14 protein-coding genes and 1 pseudogene are annotated in these 17,914 nt (G+C 66.3%); 4 read left to right on the top strand and 11 right to left on the bottom strand.

Features of this window, described 5'->3' with window-relative positions:
* Positions 1–50: 50 nt before the first annotated feature.
* The 5 genes from ACVWZA_RS02690 to ACVWZA_RS02670 are packed head-to-tail and all read right to left on the bottom strand — an operon-like array spanning position 51 to position 8,750.
* Positions 51–2,432, bottom strand: a complete 2,382-nt coding sequence (locus tag ACVWZA_RS02690; RefSeq protein WP_457309598.1) for a sensor histidine kinase — start codon at positions 2,430–2,432, stop codon at positions 51–53.
* A gap of 51 nt (positions 2,433–2,483) precedes the next feature.
* Positions 2,484–3,284, bottom strand: coding sequence for a phosphoadenosine phosphosulfate reductase family protein (locus tag ACVWZA_RS02685; RefSeq protein WP_457309597.1), 801 nt, complete (start codon positions 3,282–3,284; stop codon positions 2,484–2,486).
* Complete coding sequence (locus ACVWZA_RS02680) at positions 3,281–6,646, bottom strand: hypothetical protein (protein WP_457309596.1); 3,366 nt, start codon at positions 6,644–6,646, stop codon at positions 3,281–3,283. The genes ACVWZA_RS02685 and ACVWZA_RS02680 overlap by 4 nt, the downstream gene beginning before the upstream one ends.
* Positions 6,640–7,560, bottom strand: coding sequence for a DUF4007 family protein (locus ACVWZA_RS02675; RefSeq protein WP_457309595.1), 921 nt, complete (start codon positions 7,558–7,560; stop codon positions 6,640–6,642). The genes ACVWZA_RS02680 and ACVWZA_RS02675 overlap by 7 nt, the downstream gene beginning before the upstream one ends.
* Entirely contained in the window at positions 7,557–8,750 is a 1,194-nt protein-coding gene (locus ACVWZA_RS02670) for a cysteine desulfurase family protein (protein ID WP_457309594.1), read from the bottom strand. The genes ACVWZA_RS02675 and ACVWZA_RS02670 overlap by 4 nt, the downstream gene beginning before the upstream one ends.
* A 301-nt stretch (positions 8,751–9,051) precedes the next feature.
* Here ACVWZA_RS02670 and ACVWZA_RS02665 point away from each other — a divergent pair, with 301 nt between their 5' ends.
* The 4 genes from ACVWZA_RS02665 to ACVWZA_RS02650 all read left to right on the top strand — a co-directional run bounded on the left by ACVWZA_RS02665 (position 9,052) and on the right by ACVWZA_RS02650 (position 14,198).
* The gene (locus ACVWZA_RS02665; RefSeq protein WP_457309593.1) at positions 9,052–11,532 is read left to right on the top strand and encodes a hypothetical protein; all 2,481 of its coding nucleotides are present in this window, start codon (positions 9,052–9,054) and stop codon (positions 11,530–11,532) included.
* Positions 11,533–12,246: 714 nt separating this feature from the next.
* Entirely contained in the window at positions 12,247–12,459 is a 213-nt protein-coding gene (locus tag ACVWZA_RS02660) for a hypothetical protein (RefSeq protein WP_457309592.1), read from the top strand.
* A gap of 276 nt (positions 12,460–12,735) precedes the next feature.
* Positions 12,736–13,410, top strand: coding sequence for a class I SAM-dependent methyltransferase (locus ACVWZA_RS02655; RefSeq protein ID WP_457309591.1), 675 nt, complete (start codon positions 12,736–12,738; stop codon positions 13,408–13,410).
* Positions 13,407–14,198 carry a hypothetical protein gene (locus ACVWZA_RS02650; RefSeq protein WP_457309590.1) on the top strand — a complete coding sequence of 264 codons (792 nt, stop codon included), beginning with the start codon at positions 13,407–13,409 and terminating at the stop codon, positions 14,196–14,198. The genes ACVWZA_RS02655 and ACVWZA_RS02650 overlap by 4 nt, the downstream gene beginning before the upstream one ends.
* Positions 14,199–14,217: 19 nt before the next feature.
* Here ACVWZA_RS02650 and ACVWZA_RS02645 read toward each other — a convergent pair whose 3' ends face one another.
* The 6 genes and pseudogenes from ACVWZA_RS02645 to ACVWZA_RS02620 all read right to left on the bottom strand — a co-directional run bounded on the left by ACVWZA_RS02645 (position 14,218) and on the right by ACVWZA_RS02620 (position 17,859).
* Complete coding sequence (locus ACVWZA_RS02645) at positions 14,218–14,718, bottom strand: hypothetical protein (RefSeq protein ID WP_457309589.1); 501 nt, start codon at positions 14,716–14,718, stop codon at positions 14,218–14,220.
* A gap of 151 nt (positions 14,719–14,869) precedes the next feature.
* Positions 14,870–15,073, bottom strand: a pseudogene (locus ACVWZA_RS02640) (arsenate reductase); the annotation flags it as partial.
* Complete coding sequence (locus ACVWZA_RS02635) at positions 15,070–15,426, bottom strand: ArsR/SmtB family transcription factor (protein WP_457309588.1); 357 nt, start codon at positions 15,424–15,426, stop codon at positions 15,070–15,072. The pseudogene ACVWZA_RS02640 and the gene ACVWZA_RS02635, both read right to left, overlap by 4 nt.
* Positions 15,426–15,878, bottom strand: coding sequence for an ArsI/CadI family heavy metal resistance metalloenzyme (locus tag ACVWZA_RS02630; RefSeq protein WP_457309587.1), 453 nt, complete (start codon positions 15,876–15,878; stop codon positions 15,426–15,428). Before ACVWZA_RS02630 ends, ACVWZA_RS02635 begins: the two co-directional genes overlap by 1 nt.
* 273 nt (positions 15,879–16,151) lie before the next feature.
* Positions 16,152–17,231, bottom strand: a complete 1,080-nt coding sequence (locus ACVWZA_RS02625; protein WP_457309586.1) for a hypothetical protein — start codon at positions 17,229–17,231, stop codon at positions 16,152–16,154.
* 58 nt (positions 17,232–17,289) lie between these two features.
* Positions 17,290–17,859, bottom strand: coding sequence for a hypothetical protein (locus ACVWZA_RS02620; RefSeq protein ID WP_457309585.1), 570 nt, complete (start codon positions 17,857–17,859; stop codon positions 17,290–17,292).
* Positions 17,860–17,914: the final 55 nt, after the last annotated feature.

Raw genomic sequence — 17,914 nt, 5'->3', positions numbered from 1 at the left:
GACGCGCTGGATCGACCGTGCGTCGCACGTCTCGCGCAGTTGGGCGGTGCTCAGTTGCCGTCTCCCATCTCTAGGACGAAAGTCGAGGTACGCCCATCCTCGTTCAGGGCCTCCTCGTCGAGCGACAGTCCCCAGTCGTGATACTGCGCCATCTCCCGTGATATGTAGAGCCCCAGTCCACGGCCCTGTCCGGGTGGCTTCGCCGTCACGAACGCCTCGAAGACCTCCTCGGCTCGTCTGGGGTCGATACCCGGTCCCGTGTCGGAGAACGTCAATTCCCGCGATCGTGGGTCGATCGAGATCTCGATGCCCGCTTCGAAACCCCGGCGCCGTCGCTGCTCCACCTTCAGCCAGTAGACGGAGTTCTCGAACAGGTTCTCCAGGATCTGGATGACCATGCCTTTCACCGCCTTGATCTTCACGGGGCGTGACGGGAGATCCAATGTAACCTCTATCCGGTGCCGGGCGGTCTGCTGCGCACGGCCGTCCACGATCTGCTGAACCAGCGCGACGAGATCGAACGGCTCCTTGGTCTGCCTGCGCGAGGCGCTCAGCGGATCGAGCGTCTCCACCCTTTTCCCGAGGGTCTTTAGCTGATCCTGCAGCGTGCGCATCGAGGCCGACCCCGATCCGTCGAGGTTCTGTACGTCGATGTCGTCCATGACGGACAGCGCGCGCGTGGTTGCGCGGCCGATCTCGTGGAGAATGAACTCGACCATCAGGCCGATTCCCGCCAGGTGCACGAACTTCGACCGGTCGTCCTCGTATTCCTGCGCCATCGTCTTCGCGCGGTCGACGAGCCGGCCAAGGTTGGCCGTCAGCCTACGCAGCTCGTTGATCGCCTCGGTCTGCTCTGGAACGTCTCGGCGCAGTTCGAGCAGCTTGACTTCGATCTTGTCGTTCGCCTCCTCGATCCGCGCCTCCAGGTCGTCGACCGTGGAGTCGTCCGCCACCTTGCGTTCCTTGTCCACACGCTCGATGAAACTACGGAATTCCGAGATGAGAATGTGGCGGAGCATGCCGACGAGCACCAGCTTGTACTCGTTGTCCGCCAGCCCTTCGCGGTTGGTCTGCTCGACGAGGTGGAAGTTGCGCGACGTCAGGTTGACCGAGCCGATGATCTGCGAGCGGTTCACCTTGTAGCCGCGTGCGCCGAGGGCCTTCTTGTCTAGCTCGAGCCAGTCGTCGTCCAGGCCGCCATAGGGATTGATACGGTATCCGTCGCGGAAGACCATCAGGCCTCCGGCCCAGGAATTCACCGAGGCCAGCACGTCCCTCCGCTTCATCTTAAGGTCGGTGATTTCCTTGAGGATGCGACGGTTGTACCAGTGGAACTGAACCTTGAAGGGCCCAAGTTCGCGGAGCGTGCGCGGGCCGGTCCTGATCAGCCTGTCGGCGATCGGGTCGGTGAAGCTCATCAGTTCCGCCTCGTTGCGCTCGAAGTCGTCCTCCCGCCCCCTGAGCCGGTAGTTGATGTCGCCGCGAAGCCGAGGAGAACCGTCGGCACGGTAGTCGAACTCGGCGGTGACGACCGCATGCGCCTGGTCGAGTAGCCATGCCGGGATGCCGGGTATCTCGTGGCGCTGACCATTGAAGCGGAGGTCGAAGACCTCGTTTGGATCCGGCGGCACGTTATCGTCATCGTCATTGTCGTCGTCATCGTCGGGTGCCGGGAACGGGTCGATGATGCGCTTGAACTGCTCGTCCACCATGCGCTTGAACGTGCCGGTTTCCCAGTCGCCCTTCAGATCCTTGATGAGGATCCTTGTGCCCTCCCTGGACGGGTCCTGCTTCCTGCGGCCCCGCGTGGGCGCCAGCTCGATGTCGCCGATCAGGTCCGACGACTCGTGGGAGAAGAGGTTCCAGTCGATGTCGAGGACACTCTCATAGGCCTCACCCGCCCGTGTCGTACGGACGACCATGTGATCGCCGAGGCGCATCGCGGACAGCCGGCCGACGCCCTTGTCGCCGAGCACCGTTCTCCCAGGCGCTAGGAATTCGCCGTCGTCGCCGACCTTCTCCTTGCGCCTTGACCGGGTTCCGATCGTGAGGAATATCTCGTCGAGTTGCCGGCGGCTCATGCCATGCCCGCGGTCGCGCACCTCGATCCAGTTCTGCTCGTGATACGCCGCGCGGAGCGCTGCCTCGAATTCCTCAACGTCGTCGTCGGCCTGCAGTAGCGCGGTGCGGAATTCCTCGCGCGCTGCGGCCGGCGCGTTTGGTTCGATGCTGTTCAACAGCTTGCGGCGTATCGGGTCGACGTCGTCCCCCTCCTGCAACGCCTCCACGGCTTCGATGAAGAACGAACGCCGCAGCACGATCTGGACCGAGATCCGAACATCGGGCGACCCGGCGTCGATGGCGTTCTTGATGAGCTCGTAGAGCGCCACGGCGTCGGAGCTGATCAGCTCCGCGCCCAGCTCGAGTATCATCCGCGCCGAGACCCTAAACGGCAAGTCCGCGTCCTTCCCGGATGGGACCGGTCAAAGAGTGCAGATCAGACATCCGTCGCCCTCCGCCTCGTCCTCGCGGGCGATCCGCTCGTATACCTGAGCCAACGTGAGGTCGGCGCCGCTCTGCGCCTTGGCGCGCACGCGCTTCGCGTGCTCCTCCTTGATCGCCTCCATGCGCTCGGGGCGCTCGAGCTCGGTAAGCGACTCGCGCTCGCTCCAGGTGAACGTGTTGCCGCTCTTCTCGTACGGCTTCTCGTAGGCCTTGGCCTTCTCGTAGTATTCGGGATGCTTTTCCTTCAGCCGCACCCACTCGATCTTCTGCTGGTAGAAGCAGAAGTAGCACCCCGAGCGCGAACGGCCCCACAGGGTGTATGGCGGCATGCCTACCCCCGAGAGCCGCAAGATCTGCTCGATGTCGGCGAGCTTCAGGCCCTCGTCCTGGAACGGATACGCGGGCGTGATGTTCGGTTTGTGGCTGATGTAGCCGGCCCGGTTCTCGTCCGCGCGCAGGCCGACGTAGTTGATGCAGGGTGTGTCGCCGACGAAGTCCTCGAACGGCTTGAGCTTCAGCATCTTCGTGCACCAGCGCCGGTGGTTCGAAGGGATCATGCTCCCGTAGACATCGTACCAATGGTCGAAGCCGAGCTCGGCGTTGAGCCGGTTGACGCGCTTGCCGAGATAGTCCTCGATGCGCTCCAGATACTCGTACGTCTCCGGCAGCTCCTTGCGCGTGTCCGAGAAAATGTACTCCATGTCGGGCACGCGGTCGCGCAGGTGGATCGCGAGTGCCGCGGAGTCCTTGCCGCCCGAAAGACTCAGTATGTGCCTCATGGCTTGCTCCCCGCCAATTCTTTCGACTTCTTGCCTGTGCTCTGCTCAGCCATCAGCTGGGCCAGGATCTCGGCCGCGGCGGGATCGTTGCCGAGCGCGGTTCGCACCCGTTCGAGCCTGTCGGCGAGCGCGGCGCTCGGGCGGTCGCGTCTGACGACGACGACGTCCTCGCTGCCGTCGACGCCCACCACGTGCACGCTGTACAACTCGGCGCTCACCGCCTTGCGGGTGCGCGCGAGGGCGAGCCAGCGTGCCAGCCGCCCGGCGATGACGCGCACCTCGTAGCAATACTCGTCGATCGTCGTGTCGGCCCAGGCGTCCGGACGCTTGCCCGTGAGCAGACCGGCGATACCGTCTAGCCACCGATCCCGCTCAAGGTCGGGCGCGCTCGCGCGGTCGACGAATGCGCGCAGTCTCGGCTCGGTCAGATCCAGCCGGTGCGGGCCGTAGTCGGCTTGGATCTGCGACCTGAGCGCGTCGGTGTCGCGCGTGCCGAACGCCTCGGCGGTGGCGGCGGCGGCGCGGCGGCGGACGAGCGGCGTGGCACCGTCGATCGCGGCGATCGCCTCGTCCAGCCGCTCCGCGTAGAGATTGGCGTCGATCCGGCCGTCGGCCGTCGCGCCGCAGGCCTGCGGCAGATCCTCGAGCAGCAGTTGAGCGGGTTCAGTCGCCTTGCGCAGGGCCGTGCGGACCGTCTGCGCGGTCGCGGGCACCTCGCGCGTGTCGAGCGCGTGTTGGGGCAGTGCGTTCCACCACCGGTAGAGCCGCTCCGCCAGGGCGGCGACGGTCGGCGCCACGGGTGAGCCGAGCGCCGGGAGACCTGTGGCCAGCGCCTCGAGCACGCCGTCCGACCCTGCGGCGTCGTCCAGGTAGCGCAGCGCGAAGTTGGCAGGCGACTTGCCGAGCCGCATGAAGTGGGCGGGACTCGGATCGGGCTGGAAGGTGTTGCGTTCCATCAGCGCGACGCGGTCGCGCGCCGCGAGCATGAACGCTGCGATCACCAGCAGGGCGGGTCCGGCACGCAGGCCGATCGGCGGTTTGGCGAGTTCGGCGATCAGCTCCTGGAAGGAGACCGGGCGTCCGGCGCCGAGTTCACGCGTGATCGCGTCCCACGTCGGCCGCCAGCCCCGCGGGTCGTCGGCGCTCGGCTCGGCGAACGCGTAGGCGCCGCCATCCGTGCCTCGCCGGTGGAGGCCAGAGTCCTGGAACAGCGACAGGTAGATGGTCCGCTCGGGCGGAGCGCCGTCCAGGCCCAGGAACGGCTCCCCCTCGGCCGATAGCATTCGGTCGAGCAGCCGGGTCCGCGCGCTGGCGATGGCCGTCGACAGCTTCATCCGGTTGATCAGCTCGTTGCGGAGCACCGGCGCCTGTCGGAAGGCGTGGTCGCAGACCTGGCTCAGCAGGACGCTCAGGCCGCCGGGCGGCATATCGATGCGCTCGCCGTCGCGCCACCACAGCGCGCTCGCGTCGGTGGCGTCGGAGAACGGGGCGATCGCCCGTATGAGCGCGGCCTCGGCGGACGCGATCCGCTCCGACACCTCGGCGCGGGCCAGCTCGTCGACCCTTAGCTCCTCGCAATTGTCGCGGATCCAGCGCCAGATGGCGAGTTCGTGCGCCCACTTCAGGCTCTCTGCCGTGACGTCCCTGGCGCAGACGAGCGCGACCGGGTCGCCCGCGACGGCGGCGAGCGCCTGCTCGACGGGTGCCGCACCCTCGTCCGGGTGGATCGGCACGACCAGGATGAGTCCGTCGGCCTGGCGGGCCTTCGGCGTGGTCCCGTCGTGGAGAGCGACGTCGAAAGTCCTGAGCGTTCCCGTCTCGTGGTAGTGGCGGTGGGCGACAAGGGGTCGTGGCGCCGGCAGCAGGTGCGCGACCTCGTGCAGTCGCGCGGGCGGGCGAATGCCGCGGCGGGCGCGGTCGAGCCAGTCGCCGAGGTCCACGCTGGACCGTGACCACAGGCTGTGGTCGCCCCGGTGGGGTCTGCGGTAGACCAGATTGCGGGCCGTGAGCGCGTCGATCGACGCCTGGACCGACGCGTCCGTCCTGCCGAGCGACCAGGCGAGCGTGTCCACGTCGGCGACGAGCCCGGGCACGGGTTCGAGGATGGCTAGCAGTCCAATCGCCTTCAGGACGCCGCGGTCGTCGTCGGCCATGTCGGCGGCCGACGTAAGCGCGTCCATTGCCAGCGACCAGCGGCGGGCGCGGTCGCCGGAGGGCCTCGATCCCGACGTCGCGCAGATATGGTCGAACGCCTCGGCCAGACCGTACCAGCGGTCGGCCGCGTAGGGGGTCTCGTGCGCGAAGCGCTGCAGGCCGGCAGGTTCGAGGGACTGCAGGAAGCCGAAGATCGACCGTTCGTTCTGGCCGAAGCGACGCATGGCTGCGGAGAGGGTCGCGACCGCAGCTGGGTGGAGCGGATATAGCCGGCTCGCGATCGCCGCGACCTGGACGGCGTCGGTCGCGAACACGCCCCTCGAGACGGCTCGGCCGTACAGCGCGGCGGCTGCGCGCGAGACGGCGGGGGTGTGCTTGGGGTCGGGTTCGATCGCGCGGGCGAGCAGGAACAGCGTCTGCTCGGTGGATTCGCCAAACGGCAGCTCTTCGTAGCGCTCCGCGGACCGGGTCCACTCGTCTTGGATCCAGTTGCCCATGGTCGAGACGTAGTCGGCGAACCGGTGGTGCATGAACGTGACGACGCCAAGGTCGCCCCCGGGCTTGCCGCCGGCGCGCTCGGCCAGCAGCTGGAAGATCGCGGGATCCTCGGTGGTGACGTTCGCAGCGGCGTGCTCCAGGAAGCGGCCCATCTCGTCGATGAGTAGCAGCAGGCCGGCACCGGTCTCCTCGCGCACGGCGCGGGCCGTGAGCAGCATCACGTCCGCAACGGCACCGGCGTCGATCCTGTCGCGCGCCAGCAGGGCGGCGGCGGCATCCGCTGGCGCGAGCGTGGCGCCCCCGATCTCGGCGGCGATCCGGCCGATGGTCGCGAGCAGTTCGCCGGCGAACCCGACCCGGCGCCCGGAGATGACCGCCGGATGCCAGTGGGTCACGGCGTCGGCCGCCTGCGCCGCGCCTTCCGCTAGAAGGCGGCGCGCCTCTGAACCGGGGCCGGTCGAGACCAGCTGCGAGAGGAAGACGCCGAAGGACGACTTGCCGGAGCCGTACGGGCCGACGACGCGGAACGCTCTCTGCGAAGATGCCGGTCCCAAGCCCGATGTGAGCCGGATCGCGGCGTCGCGCGCCGACGGCGTCAGGACGTAACCGTCCAGCGCGCCAGGATCGAGGTGGTCCCGCAGCAGGTCGACCGCCCGCACATACCGCCGCGCGACGTGAATGCGGTCGGAGATCATCGGCAAGCTCACCATGCCATCTTCTCCAGCTCGGCGATCGGGTCGCGCGACGCGGTCAGGTCTAGACCGCCGGCCCCGTCCGGCCGCAGTGTGAGCGTGCGGCTCGCCGCGCAGAGCGCGTCGAGCCTGTCGTGAAGGCCCGCCTCGTCGAGTTGCAGGGTCGAGCCCGGCGCGGCGTGCGACAGCATCATCGACCGCATCGAGAGCGTCCTGCTCGTCGGGGCCGTCCCGCCCCAGAAGTCGTGCAGCACGAACGCGAGCGCGGCCACGTCGATGCTGGGTTTCGGCCCGCGCTGCAACCGCAGCGTCTTCACGCCGGCAGGTTCGACCATCCTGATTAGCCCCAGCTCCTGGAACGGGCTGCCGAGGATGTCGTCCGCGGTCGCGTCCACGTCGGTGGTCGCGGCGTAGGTCCTGACGAGCATGTCGACATGCACCCCGGCGGTCTGCGTCGTGATGGATCCGCGCACGGCCTCTGCCTTGCGCATGACGGCATTGACCAGTCGGTCGCGGGGGATGTCCTGGTCGTGCAGGTCGAGGAACGTGACGGCCCAGGCCCCCAAGCCGCCATGCGTGGCGAGCACCCAGTGGAGGCGCCATAGCGCGCCGGGCGTCTCCAGGTAGCGGTCGAGTCCACCTTCCGGGGCGAGCAGACGCTTGGCGAGGTCCGTCGGCCGCACCTCACCGCCAGCCTGCCGGGTCAACCCGAAGGCCTCGCCCCAGAAGCGTAGCGACTTCACCATGTTGCGGCCTAGGCCGAGCGTAAGGATGGCGCGCTCGTCCGACGAGAACAGCGCGGGATCCCCTGTCACGGCCTCGTGGAGCTTCGGCAGCCAGCCGTAACGGCAGGCGAAGGATTCGTGGCCCGAGAAGACGCGGGCGCCCGGTCGCCTCGCCCAGCCGGCCGGCGTCTCGACCACGGTCGTCATCGGCGGTCATTCCGCAGCTTCGCGACCGCATCAACGATCGCGCTCGTCGCCTGCACCACGTCCTCGCGCACCGTGTCGCGCGCGAACCCCATCCGGACCGTCGCGGCGATCGCGTTCGGGTCTAGGCCGAGCGCCTGTAGCGTCGGTGACGAACCGGGTGCGCCGCCGCTGCAGGCCGAGCCTGTCGAAAGCGCGAGGCCGGGGAGCATCGCCAGCAATTCGTCCGCTTCGATTCCGGCGAAGGTCAGGCTGAGGTTGTGGGGCACGCGGTCGTCCAGCGAGCCATTGACGTGCCATCCTCCGACCGCCGAAAGAACGGCGAGCGCCGAGCGCTGCAGCGACAGGGCGTGGGCGTGGTCGGCGTCGCGCCGCTCCGCAGCGATCTCGCACGCCTTGCCGAAGCCGACGCAGGCTGCGACCGGCACGGTGCCGGGGCGCAGCCCGCGCTCCTGACCGCCGCCATGCGCCAGTGGCGAGGGCTGCCGGGCGCCCCGTCGCACGTAGAGCGCGCCGATGCCCTGGGGACCGTGGATCTTGTGGGCGGAGAGCGACGCATACGCGACCTGGCGGTCGCGGAGCGGTGACGGCGTGCGCCCCGCACCCTGCGTCATGTCGCTGTGGAGCGCCGTGCCCGCCTGCGCGCAGAGCGCCGCGACGTCCGCGATCGGCTGTACGGTGCCGATCTCGTTGTTGACCTGCATGACCGACGCCAGCGCGGCACCGGAGCCGAGCGCTTCCTCCAAGGCATCGAGATCGAGGACGCCGTCGGCGCCGACGCCGACCGTCGCGACGTTCACGCCCTGGGATGCGAGCGCCCTCGCCACAGCGGCGATGCTGGGGTGCTCGATCGCGGAGACGATTAGCCCGTCGCCCCGGGACAGCAGCCCGCGCAGCACGATGTTGGATGCCTCCGTCGCCCCCGAGGTGAACGTGAGCTCGGTTCCGTCGCAGCCGAGCATGGACGCGACCCGGTCGCGCGCCTGCTCCACTGCAGCCGTGGCGGCGCGGCCCGCAGCGTGCTCGGTGGCGTGCGGGTTGACCGCAAAGCCGAGCCACGGGGCCATCGCCTCGACCACTTGCGGATCGGGCCGCGTGGTCGCCTGGTTGTCCAGGTAGATGACGCCGTCGCACGGGCGAACGTCGTCTGTCACCGTGCTCCCGTCCGTGAATGCCTTGCGCGCCGTCGTCAACGTGTCTCACCCCTTAGCGCTGAGGACCTTCGCCCCCGGCCGCGAAACTGCTCGACATTGCGGGATCGTCGTGGCCATCCGACGTCGCTGGTACGATAGGAGTCTTGATTCCACGAGTATAGTGCCAAAATTCTCGTCGCTCCGGTAGAACCCATTAGTTCGATCATCGCAGCGCTCGGACATATGTCCAGTGCCGGCCACGAAGACATTCCGGAAATTGTTTGACGGCCGCGGGCTTCCGCCGGTTGGTCGGGGAAAAATATCCGTTTTGGTTGCAATGACCTGGCCGATGAAGTGACCGTTGACCATCGCCGTGGCGCTGGCGATACCGTGTCCCGGGGGGCGGATCGAGATGCGCAAGCTGTTCATGCGGTTTATGGCTGCAGGCACTGAGGACGAGGTGCAGGCGATCCTCGATTCCGAAGGTCTGGCGACGGATTCCACCAAGTGGACGCCCTATGGTGACAACGAGGCGTTCTACGGGGTTGTGGAAAACCAGCAGGCGCATCCGGTGCCCGCACTCGTCGAGAAGATCACGAACGGAATTGACGCGATCCTCGAGAAGCGGGTGATTGAGGACGGCATCGACATCCGGTCCCCCGAGGCGCCCCGCAGCGTGCGCGAGGCGCTCGACCGATACTTCCCCGACCATCACAACTGGGACCTGGGCGACGCCCGCCGGCGCCAGGCGCGGGACCTGCAGATCGTCGCGAGCGGGCCGCGCGGCGATACGTCGCTCCTTGTCTACGACAACGGCGTCGGCCAGGCGCCGGCCGACTTCGGACGGACGTTCCTGTCGTTACTGCGCGGCAACAAGAACGACGTCCACTTCGTCCAGGGCAAGTACAACATGGGTGGAGCAGGGGCGATCGCGTTCTGTGGCGAGCGGCGCTTCCAGCTTGTCGCAAGCAAGCGGTTCGACGGATCCGCACCGCTCGGCTTCACGCTGCTCAGGCGCCATCCGCCGGAGCTGGCCGAGGCCGCCAACCGCAAGAACACCTGGTATGAGTATCTCGTTTTCGGCGGCGCGGTCCCGACTGTCGACGACATGGGCGAGCTGGACGTCGGGCTCGACGGTCGCAAGTTCACCACCGGCTCAATGCTCAAGCTCTACTCCTATCGGCTGCCCGAGGGTGCGCGGTCGATTATCTCGCGCGACCTCAATGTCAGCCTGAACGAATTCCTCTTCGAACCGGCGCTGCCGTTCCTGACGGTAGACGACAAACGGCGATATGCCGACAACCGTGCCCTGGTGACGCAGGTCTATGGCCTGAAGCGACGTCTCGAGGCCGATACGCAGACGATCGAGACGAAGTTCTCGGAGGTGTCGCGGACTCCGGCGCTCGGCGAACTCGGTGTCACCGTCTACGTTTTCAAGGCTCGGTCGCGCGGTCAGGGCGTTAAGGAGACCAAGCAGTACATCGAGCGCGAGTATTTCAAAAACAACATGACGGTGCTCTTCTCGCTCAATGGGCAGGTCCACGGATCTTACACGTCGGAGTTTGTGACACGCGCGCTGAAGATGCCGCTGCTCAAGGGCTATCTGCTGATCCACGTCGATTGCTCGAACCTACACATGGGGGTTCGCAACGAGCTGTTCATGGCTTCGCGCGACCGGCTCAAGGCGGGCGACAAGGCCGACGAGGTGAGGAAGCACCTACGCGACATGCTGCTAAACAGCGACCTGAAGGACATCGCGAAGCGCCGGAAGTCGACGCTCAACGTTGACAGCGGGGATGCGGGTCAGATGCTGCGAGACCTGACCCGCAACATGCCGATGAACGAGGCGATGACCAGGATCCTCCGGCAGACTTTCGACCTGCCCGACCAGCGGCCCGGCACGTCGCCCAAGCAGGAACGCGAGGAGCCGGCCAAGCCAAGGAGGGATCCGCGCGACGCACCGCCATTCAATCCGCAGCGATACCCCTCGGCCTTCCGTGCCAAGGGTGGCGACAGTGCCGCGGGCGGCATTAAGCTCTACAAGCTGCCCCAGGGCGGGAGCCGGACGATCTCCTTCGCCACCGATGTCGAGAACGACTTCTTCGACCGGTCGGACGATCCCGGCGACATGTCGATCGCGGTGATGCTCCCGGCGAGCGCCGGCGGCGGTGGTGGCGTCACACCCGATCCGTCCACCGAGGGCGACCTGCTGGCCGTTGTCCGCACGAGCCCGTCCGATGGCGTGATCAGGGTGGGCGTGCGCGCCACCGCCGAGATGAAGGTCGGCGATTGCGCCGAACTGCGAGCGACGCTCACCAGTCCGCAGGGCGACCTGGTCGAGACCGTGCTGGTGCGCGTCACCGATCCCGAGCGCGTTCCGCCCCGGAAGGTGCCGGACGTCGAGCCGCCGCTCGGCATACCCGAGCTCGTGCTCTGCTCGAAGGAGGGCGGTGAAGGTCTCAAGTCTTGGGAGGAGATCGCCGAGGCCGGCATCGAGATGGGCTTCGAGATCGTGGTCTACCCGTATGTCGAGGACGACAAGCTCGCCCGCATCTACGTGAACGTGGACAGCAAAGTTCTAAAGGACTTCAATTCGGGTGCCAGATCGTCCGAGGCCGTCGAGATCGCCGAGCGCCGATACATCAGCGCCACCTATTTCCACACGCTTTTCCTCTTCGCGACCACGCGATCGCGCAAGTACGACCTGCGCAGGGGTGGCGACGACGAGGGGGACGGCGTCGAGGTGGACCTGGCCGACTACGTGTCCGACCTATTCTCCTCGTCGTATGCGCAGTTTCTTCTGAATTTCGACACCACCGACATGCTCGAGGCTGTGGCGTGACGCGGACGCCGCCGCCGCCGTCGCTCCCATCGGCCTGCGGATGCGCCAGCTAGCCCGCGATCGGCTTCGGAGTCTGCTGGCATTGCTGCTGCCGACCGCAGTCGTGGCGGGTCTGCTGGCAGGACGCGGCGGCGAGCAGCACGCAAGCCAGCGCGGTCGCGCGGGACGTCCGCGGCCATCGCCGTGCGCGGTGCCAGCGCGCGACGTTTCGAGCGTTCGCTGCTCGGTTGGCGACTTTTCCCATTACTTCCTCCATTTTAGTGGTTGGTCTCTTCTTCCGAAGTTGGGATTGCCTCGCGGCACCTGCTGCGAGCCGGGTCGTGACCTCATCGGCTTGTCTTGCTCGATCTGCTCCGGAAGGCAGGCTGATGATGAGTGCGAACGGCGCGTCGGGCGCGGGCATTCGCGACTAGTGAGGGCGGGCGGCGTGTATCCGCGACGATCCACGCCCGGATACATCTCGGTCGACAGCTACGACCGCCTGCCTGCCGCGCCGCGCAGGGCGTCGGCGATGGCTTTTCGCCTTGGCGACGCTAACGGGACCGGAACGCAGTTCTCCATCGTGCGGGCGGCGACCGGCTACGCGACTTCTTCGTGGTTCCAACCCACAGACCCCATCACCCTGGACATGACCTGCTAACGCCGCCGTGATAGTGCGCCATGCCTAGGGTGAAGCATGGAGGACGACCTGGAATGTCATTGAGGGATACGGGAATGCGCGTTTCGACACTGGCGGGGGAGAACGCGCGGGCGACGGACCAGGATGGGAGAACCGTTGTTATCGAGACGGGAAGCGAAGCCATACAGGACTACGGTTGGGGCACCATATTCGCTGTTGCCTCCGAGAAATTTGATACAGGTGACATCGTGCCGGACAGCGACCCGCAAAGGGTGATTGTCACCCATGAGAATTGTCGTGATGTCTAACACTCCCACACGATCCAAGCCTCCCGCCGATGTTGTCAGCAACGCGGGACAAGTCATGCGTGTGCAGACGGGCGACGCCGATTAGGACATGCCGGCTGATGGAACGTCGGAGGTGCATCGCCTTCATACCCCGAGCCGGGCGATGTGACCCGGGCGCGCGCGCCGGATCGCCCCGTCCGAGGCAGCAGGCCTACATGATGGTTGTCGATCCTGAACCTTGGGTTTTGCCGCGGCTCCGCTGGTCACGCGACTCGACACACACTATGTGGAAGCGCGATGGAGATGCTCGTCCACGATCGATCGGAGGGTCGCCCCAACGCCCGGCATGCCGCCCGCGGCGCCGCGGGGCGTCGGCGTACGAGTACCGCCGCATACTACGAGACGCGCGCGGAAGAGTACGCCGCCGCCACTATGGCCCTGGACGTTTCCGAGCGGATCGCGCGCTTCGCAGGTTCGCTGGCACCCGGGGCCAAGGTTTTGGACGCTGGCTGCGGAGCTGGCCGTGATCTGGTCGGACTCAAGGCTTCTGGGCTGGATCCGATCGGGCTAGACTGCGCTGCGCCCTTGGTGGAAATCGCGCGCCGGACGTCCGGGTTGCCCGTGGTCGTCGGAGACCTGCGGGACCCTCCCTTCCCACCATCTTCCTTCGATGGCGTCTGGGCGATGGCGTCACTGCTGCATCTCGAGCGGGCTGAGACGACCGCCGCGTTGAGGAGCCTGACCGATCTGCTCGTGCCGGGCGGGATCCTGTTCGCGTCGGTCAAGCGGGGCACCGGCCAGGCCTGCGACGAGGACGGGCGCTGGTTCACGTTGCACGACGAGCTGGGTTGGGAGGGTCACCTCCGTGACGCCGGCTTACAGATCATAGAAATCATCGGCGAGCCTCCGGCACATGCGATCGGGTCGGTTAGTCCGGGATGGATCTCCAGTTTGGCTAGGCTGCCGGCATGAGACACACCGCAATTCTGCTCTCGCTGGTGCTGGCGGCGACTTTCGCCGGACCTGCGATCGGGAACGCGCAGCCGCGGACCGCGCCGACCGGACTCGTGTCGGTGGGTTCGCCGGCACCAGCCGCGCCGTTATGGCCTGCCGCGCTTACGGGAGTGGTTGGTTTGTTGGGCGTCCTGGCGGGCGGTTATTTCGCCACGCGCAACTCCAAGGCCGCCATCGTGCAAAAGACGAACGAGCTCGAGATTGCCTCCATCGACAGCCGCCTCTCAGGCTTCGTCGCCCCGTTTGAGCAATTGAGCCTCGAGAACCTGAAGCTGTCGCGCGAACTTAAGCGCCAGCATGGTGGCGACACCTTCAGGACCTTGCCAGCCCTGCTCCAGCCAGGCTGGAAGGACGGGCTCGGCATGGGGGACCGCACGCTTGTTGATGCCATCGTCGAGAACGGTGCCAAGCTCCGCGAGATGATACTGGCGCATGGTGGCGCTGTTTCGCCCACGGTGCGACCACATCTCGCCGCGGCCAGCATGCACTTCCGGATGCTGGCCCTTGCCGACGCCGGCAGCCTGGATCCGGATCCGGACCGGTACGCCGCCTACGTCTATCCGCGGCAGCTCGATGGCGCCCTCGCCCTCGAGCGGGCGCGGCTGGAACTTCGCAGAGAGGTCCTGCGGAGCATGCCCGACACGTCGCACGCGGCGATGGCTGATCTGGTGCTTCCGCACGAACTGGCGCTGGCTGACACCGCCGATTTGCCCGCGCACGCCGAAACGGCGACGCCGACTTCCTGAAGGCGGATCGCGTGGGCGCTCAGTGGCCGAGCAGGTCCCGCGCGGCACGGCTGTAGCGTTCCTCCACACGCCAGGGACGGGTTCCGCCCAGCCTAGGATAGAGCGTATTCAGGCGCGACATCGACGGATGGTGGAATATGTAGGTTGGCTCCCGTCCGATCGCGCGAACTCCCAACTCCGCGACCGCGCTGAACGTGACGATGATGGGATGGTGCGCCAGCAGCTCGGACAGGCGCTCGAGATTCGCCGGTGCGAGCACCTCGCAATCGCGCGGCATCGTTCGCCCGTCGCGCGACTTGTACAAGGCGAACGCGACCGAGTTCACGATGCGGTATTCGTGGCGGGATGGGGACGGGAAGTCGCCTGCTGACATTTCATGGAGATGTCGCAGCATGCCGTCGAGGTTCGTGCCCGTCTGACCCGCGGCCGGGTAACCCGCCTCGAGTTCCCGCCCGCCTGGGCACGCCAACACGAGCGCGGTGCCGATATCAGGTCTGCCAAGTTGAAAGTCGGGCTGCATGCGACGGAGATGGGCCTGTGGCTAGGACTTGCAAGCGGCTTGATCGCGGATGCGAACTATGCCCGGCACCATCGAGGCTGCAAGCCGCTGGCGAGTTCGTGAATGACCGCCGACTATTTGAAATTGGGCGCCTTCACGTCGATTCGACCGGCTCCGCGAAGGGCGTGCCCTCCTTGCGCAGTAACGCACGCGGCGTCAGGCCCATGCGCTCGATGAGCGACACCAGCATCGGCCGGGATGGCGGAGTCTTCAGATACTCGACGACATGCGGTTCGATCCCGGCGTTGCGGATCACCGCCAACGTGTTGCACGACGTTCCGCACTTCGGATCATGGTAGATCACGATATCGGTCATTGGACCGCGCCCGGCTGACAGCACGCCGCCTTCGCCACGATGTCGGCGAGCGGGGCGCAGATCTCGGGCTTCCCGGCACAGCAGTCCTCCATGAGGAAGCCCAGTAGGCTGCTCATATGAGCGTAAGCCGCAGTGTAAATAATCGAGCGTCCCTCGCGGCGCGAAGCCACGAGCCCTGCGTGCCCGAGGATCGTGAGGTTGCCGGACAGCGTCTGCGGCACATGCCCTGCCACGCGCGCGATCTCCCCAGAGGCCATGCCCTCTTCGCCGGCACGAACGAGCAGTCGAAACACCTCGAGCCGACCACCGTGAGCAAGCGCTGAAAGAGCGGTAACGGCAGCGTCGGCATCCATCAGCCGCAGGCCTGCGCGCGATCGTCGTCGGCCAGACCGCAGCAAGCGCTGGCTGGCGGTGTGGGAAGAACCTCGTCCTCCCCGTAGCTGGTGGCTTCGCCGAATGTGAAAAACGTCTCCCAGCGAACGCCGGCGGGGTCGTTCACCCAACTCTTGTCGGACTTGGCGTAACAGCATGTAGTCGCGTCCTGATCGAACGTGTCCGTGCCTGCGGCCTTCAGACGATGGGCCAGCTCCCCCAGCTCATCGGCGCTATCAACCTGAATGCCGATGTGATCGACGCCCGCGGTCCGCGCCCGCTGTGAGATAGCGAAGTTGACCTTCGGGTCCTCGAGCATCCACTTGGCGTAGTCGTCCTTCACTACGGTCGGGGCGGCGCCGAACAGCGTGTCGTAGAAGGTGATCGATTGGGTGAGGTCGGGCACATTGACGTGCAAATGCATGCGCTTCATGGCGATCTCCTACAACTCTATGATACTACCGATATATCCGTAATATCATAGAGTCAATTCCCTCCTGTACTAAGAATGGCGAGGATTTTGGCTGTCGGGCTCAGCCGGGTCTGCATCGCCCCCGGGCTTGCAGAAGTGAGTGATCGGGATTTGACCCACGCTGGGTTGGAGTCCGAGAGCAACGGTAGCTCCAATGCGTGACCGCGGAATCCTTCTGTTTCATACGTCGTTGGTCCACGAGCGCCCAGCTCGGCGTCCGCGGCGGTCCTATCATTACTCTGGCTCCTCATCCGCCTCCTCGATTCGAGGCGTGGAGCCCAACTCGGGATCTAGCTGCCAGACCCGGCCTGACTTTCCGCAGAACGCTAGGCGCGGTTGATCGAACGCCACCTTTACGCAGTGCCCGAACTCGTCCGAATGGGATGACGCGTCCAGTATCGTCATGTCGTCGGAGAGGACGGCATGCGTCACCAGCTCGGTTAATGGTCGTCCGCACTTGGCTGTGAGCACCGTCGCCGGAAGGGTCATTCCAGAAATGGTGACCGTGTCGCGATTCCATCCAAATTCGGAGCGTTGTGGATCGCTGCCGTGACAACGGATGACGCCTCTTTCGTCAAATACGGTCAGGCTGCCCGGCAGGTCGGGCCACACGCCAGACGCGATCTGCCGCAGCGCTGCGCCGACGTCCATGTGGGTGGCGATGGCATTCACCACGAGTTGGTCGACCAGGCCGTCCGCCCCCTGCCTCGAGAGCGCGCGGTGCATCGCGTACCGTCGATCCATGGCCGGCCGCAAACTGGCGAGCGTCTCGTCGAGTTTGTCGGGGTGTTTGATCTCTTCCCACATGACGGCGGGCCGCAGTCTGTGGTCGAGGCCCAGAAGGGCCATCTCGATCGGCAGGTCTCCGACGCTCGGCGGATATTCGTCGCGGATCAGCCTGATGTCCCGGAGAACGACGTGTGTTCCCTTGGCCGACCATCCCGCCAGAACCTTGCGGGCGCGCATGCGCGATCCGTGCAGGGCGTCCGCGACCAGGTCGGCGCCCATCGCGAGGAACTCCTTGACGGTCCTGACCACTAGGAAGGCGACCGCCCCGCCTTCGCGGTCCTCCGGATCGCCCTCCTGATCTTCCTCGTCGACCGAGCCATACCTGACCGCCAACTCGGCCCCTGGGGCGAGTTCGACGACGACCTCGAAATCATACATGTCGAAGTAGTGGGCGCGGATTCCGATCGACACGACGCGCGAGCGGCGGTCGCCGATCTTGCGCAGGCCTGCGTCAACCTCGTCGAAGATCTTGATCGCGTGCGGAAAGGCGGTCTGCCTTCCTTTGATCGAGTGCCAGACCTTCATATCGGTACCTCCCTGTATGCCGGCGGTGCTCCGGCCGGCGTCGGCCCGCGCGCCCTTCTCAGTGGATGCCCGACCGGCCGCCGGGCGAGAGGTAGGGGGCGGGTTCCTTCTGGGTCACTCGCGGGAGGCCAGCCGGGACCCGTCCGGCCGCCGATTTGAGCAACTCACGGGCATGCGCGACGTTCTTGTCGAACGGCGGACCGGTCTGCAGGTCGGTGACGCGGATGAGCGCCGACCCGTCGAACGCGAAGCCGAAGTCCTGACCTTTCGGCACGACCAGGAAGAAGTTGCCGCGATCCGTCCACAGGTCGCACGCGGGCCACGTCAGGATCATCCCGTTGCGGTCCTCGCAGAGGTAGATGTTCGTCGGGCCTTCGGCCTCCTTGCCGACCTCGAACTCCAGATGGATCACGTCCAGGTTCCGCTCGACGACCGTTCGCGCAAGGTCCCTCTCGTCCACGAAGCCCGGCGGACCGTATGAGAACATCACGGTGAGCCGGGTTCGAGGGGACGGTGGACGCTTCCTGAGCGTCATGAGGCTGCCGAACGCGACGATGAATTTCTCTACGACTTGATTGTCTAGCTTCTGCACGGGAATCTCCTTTCCTCCGCCTTCGGCGGGCAGCATTTTTCAATCCTCCAGGGAGGCAATCAGGGACTTCCGGTCGAAGTCAGTGCTCTTC

It is taken from the genome of Sphingomonas sp. UYAg733, from assembly GCF_054057355.1.
The sequence above is the reverse complement of the archived record's forward strand: the minus strand, read 5'-3'. Positions and strand labels throughout refer to the sequence as shown.

Excerpts from the sequence above, each read along its gene's own strand:
- ACVWZA_RS02690 (WP_457309598.1), bottom strand. The coding sequence starts at position 2,432 with ATGATACTCGAGCTGGGCGCGGAGCTGATCAGCTCCGACGCCGTGGCG.
- ACVWZA_RS02685 (WP_457309597.1), bottom strand. The coding sequence starts at position 3,284 with ATGAGGCACATACTGAGTCTTTCGGGCGGCAAGGACTCCGCGGCACTC.
- ACVWZA_RS02680 (WP_457309596.1), bottom strand. The coding sequence starts at position 6,646 with ATGGTGAGCTTGCCGATGATCTCCGACCGCATTCACGTCGCGCGGCGG.
- ACVWZA_RS02675 (WP_457309595.1), bottom strand. The coding sequence starts at position 7,560 with ATGACGACCGTGGTCGAGACGCCGGCCGGCTGGGCGAGGCGACCGGGC.
- ACVWZA_RS02660 (WP_457309592.1), top strand. The coding sequence starts at position 12,247 with ATGCGCGTTTCGACACTGGCGGGGGAGAACGCGCGGGCGACGGACCAG.
- ACVWZA_RS02655 (WP_457309591.1), top strand. The coding sequence starts at position 12,736 with ATGGAGATGCTCGTCCACGATCGATCGGAGGGTCGCCCCAACGCCCGG.
- ACVWZA_RS02650 (WP_457309590.1), top strand. The coding sequence starts at position 13,407 with ATGAGACACACCGCAATTCTGCTCTCGCTGGTGCTGGCGGCGACTTTC.
- ACVWZA_RS02645 (WP_457309589.1), bottom strand. The coding sequence starts at position 14,718 with ATGCAGCCCGACTTTCAACTTGGCAGACCTGATATCGGCACCGCGCTC.
- ACVWZA_RS02635 (WP_457309588.1), bottom strand. The coding sequence starts at position 15,426 with ATGGATGCCGACGCTGCCGTTACCGCTCTTTCAGCGCTTGCTCACGGT.
- ACVWZA_RS02630 (WP_457309587.1), bottom strand. The coding sequence starts at position 15,878 with ATGAAGCGCATGCATTTGCACGTCAATGTGCCCGACCTCACCCAATCG.
- ACVWZA_RS02625 (WP_457309586.1), bottom strand. The coding sequence starts at position 17,231 with ATGAAGGTCTGGCACTCGATCAAAGGAAGGCAGACCGCCTTTCCGCAC.
- ACVWZA_RS02620 (WP_457309585.1), bottom strand. The coding sequence starts at position 17,859 with ATGCTGCCCGCCGAAGGCGGAGGAAAGGAGATTCCCGTGCAGAAGCTA.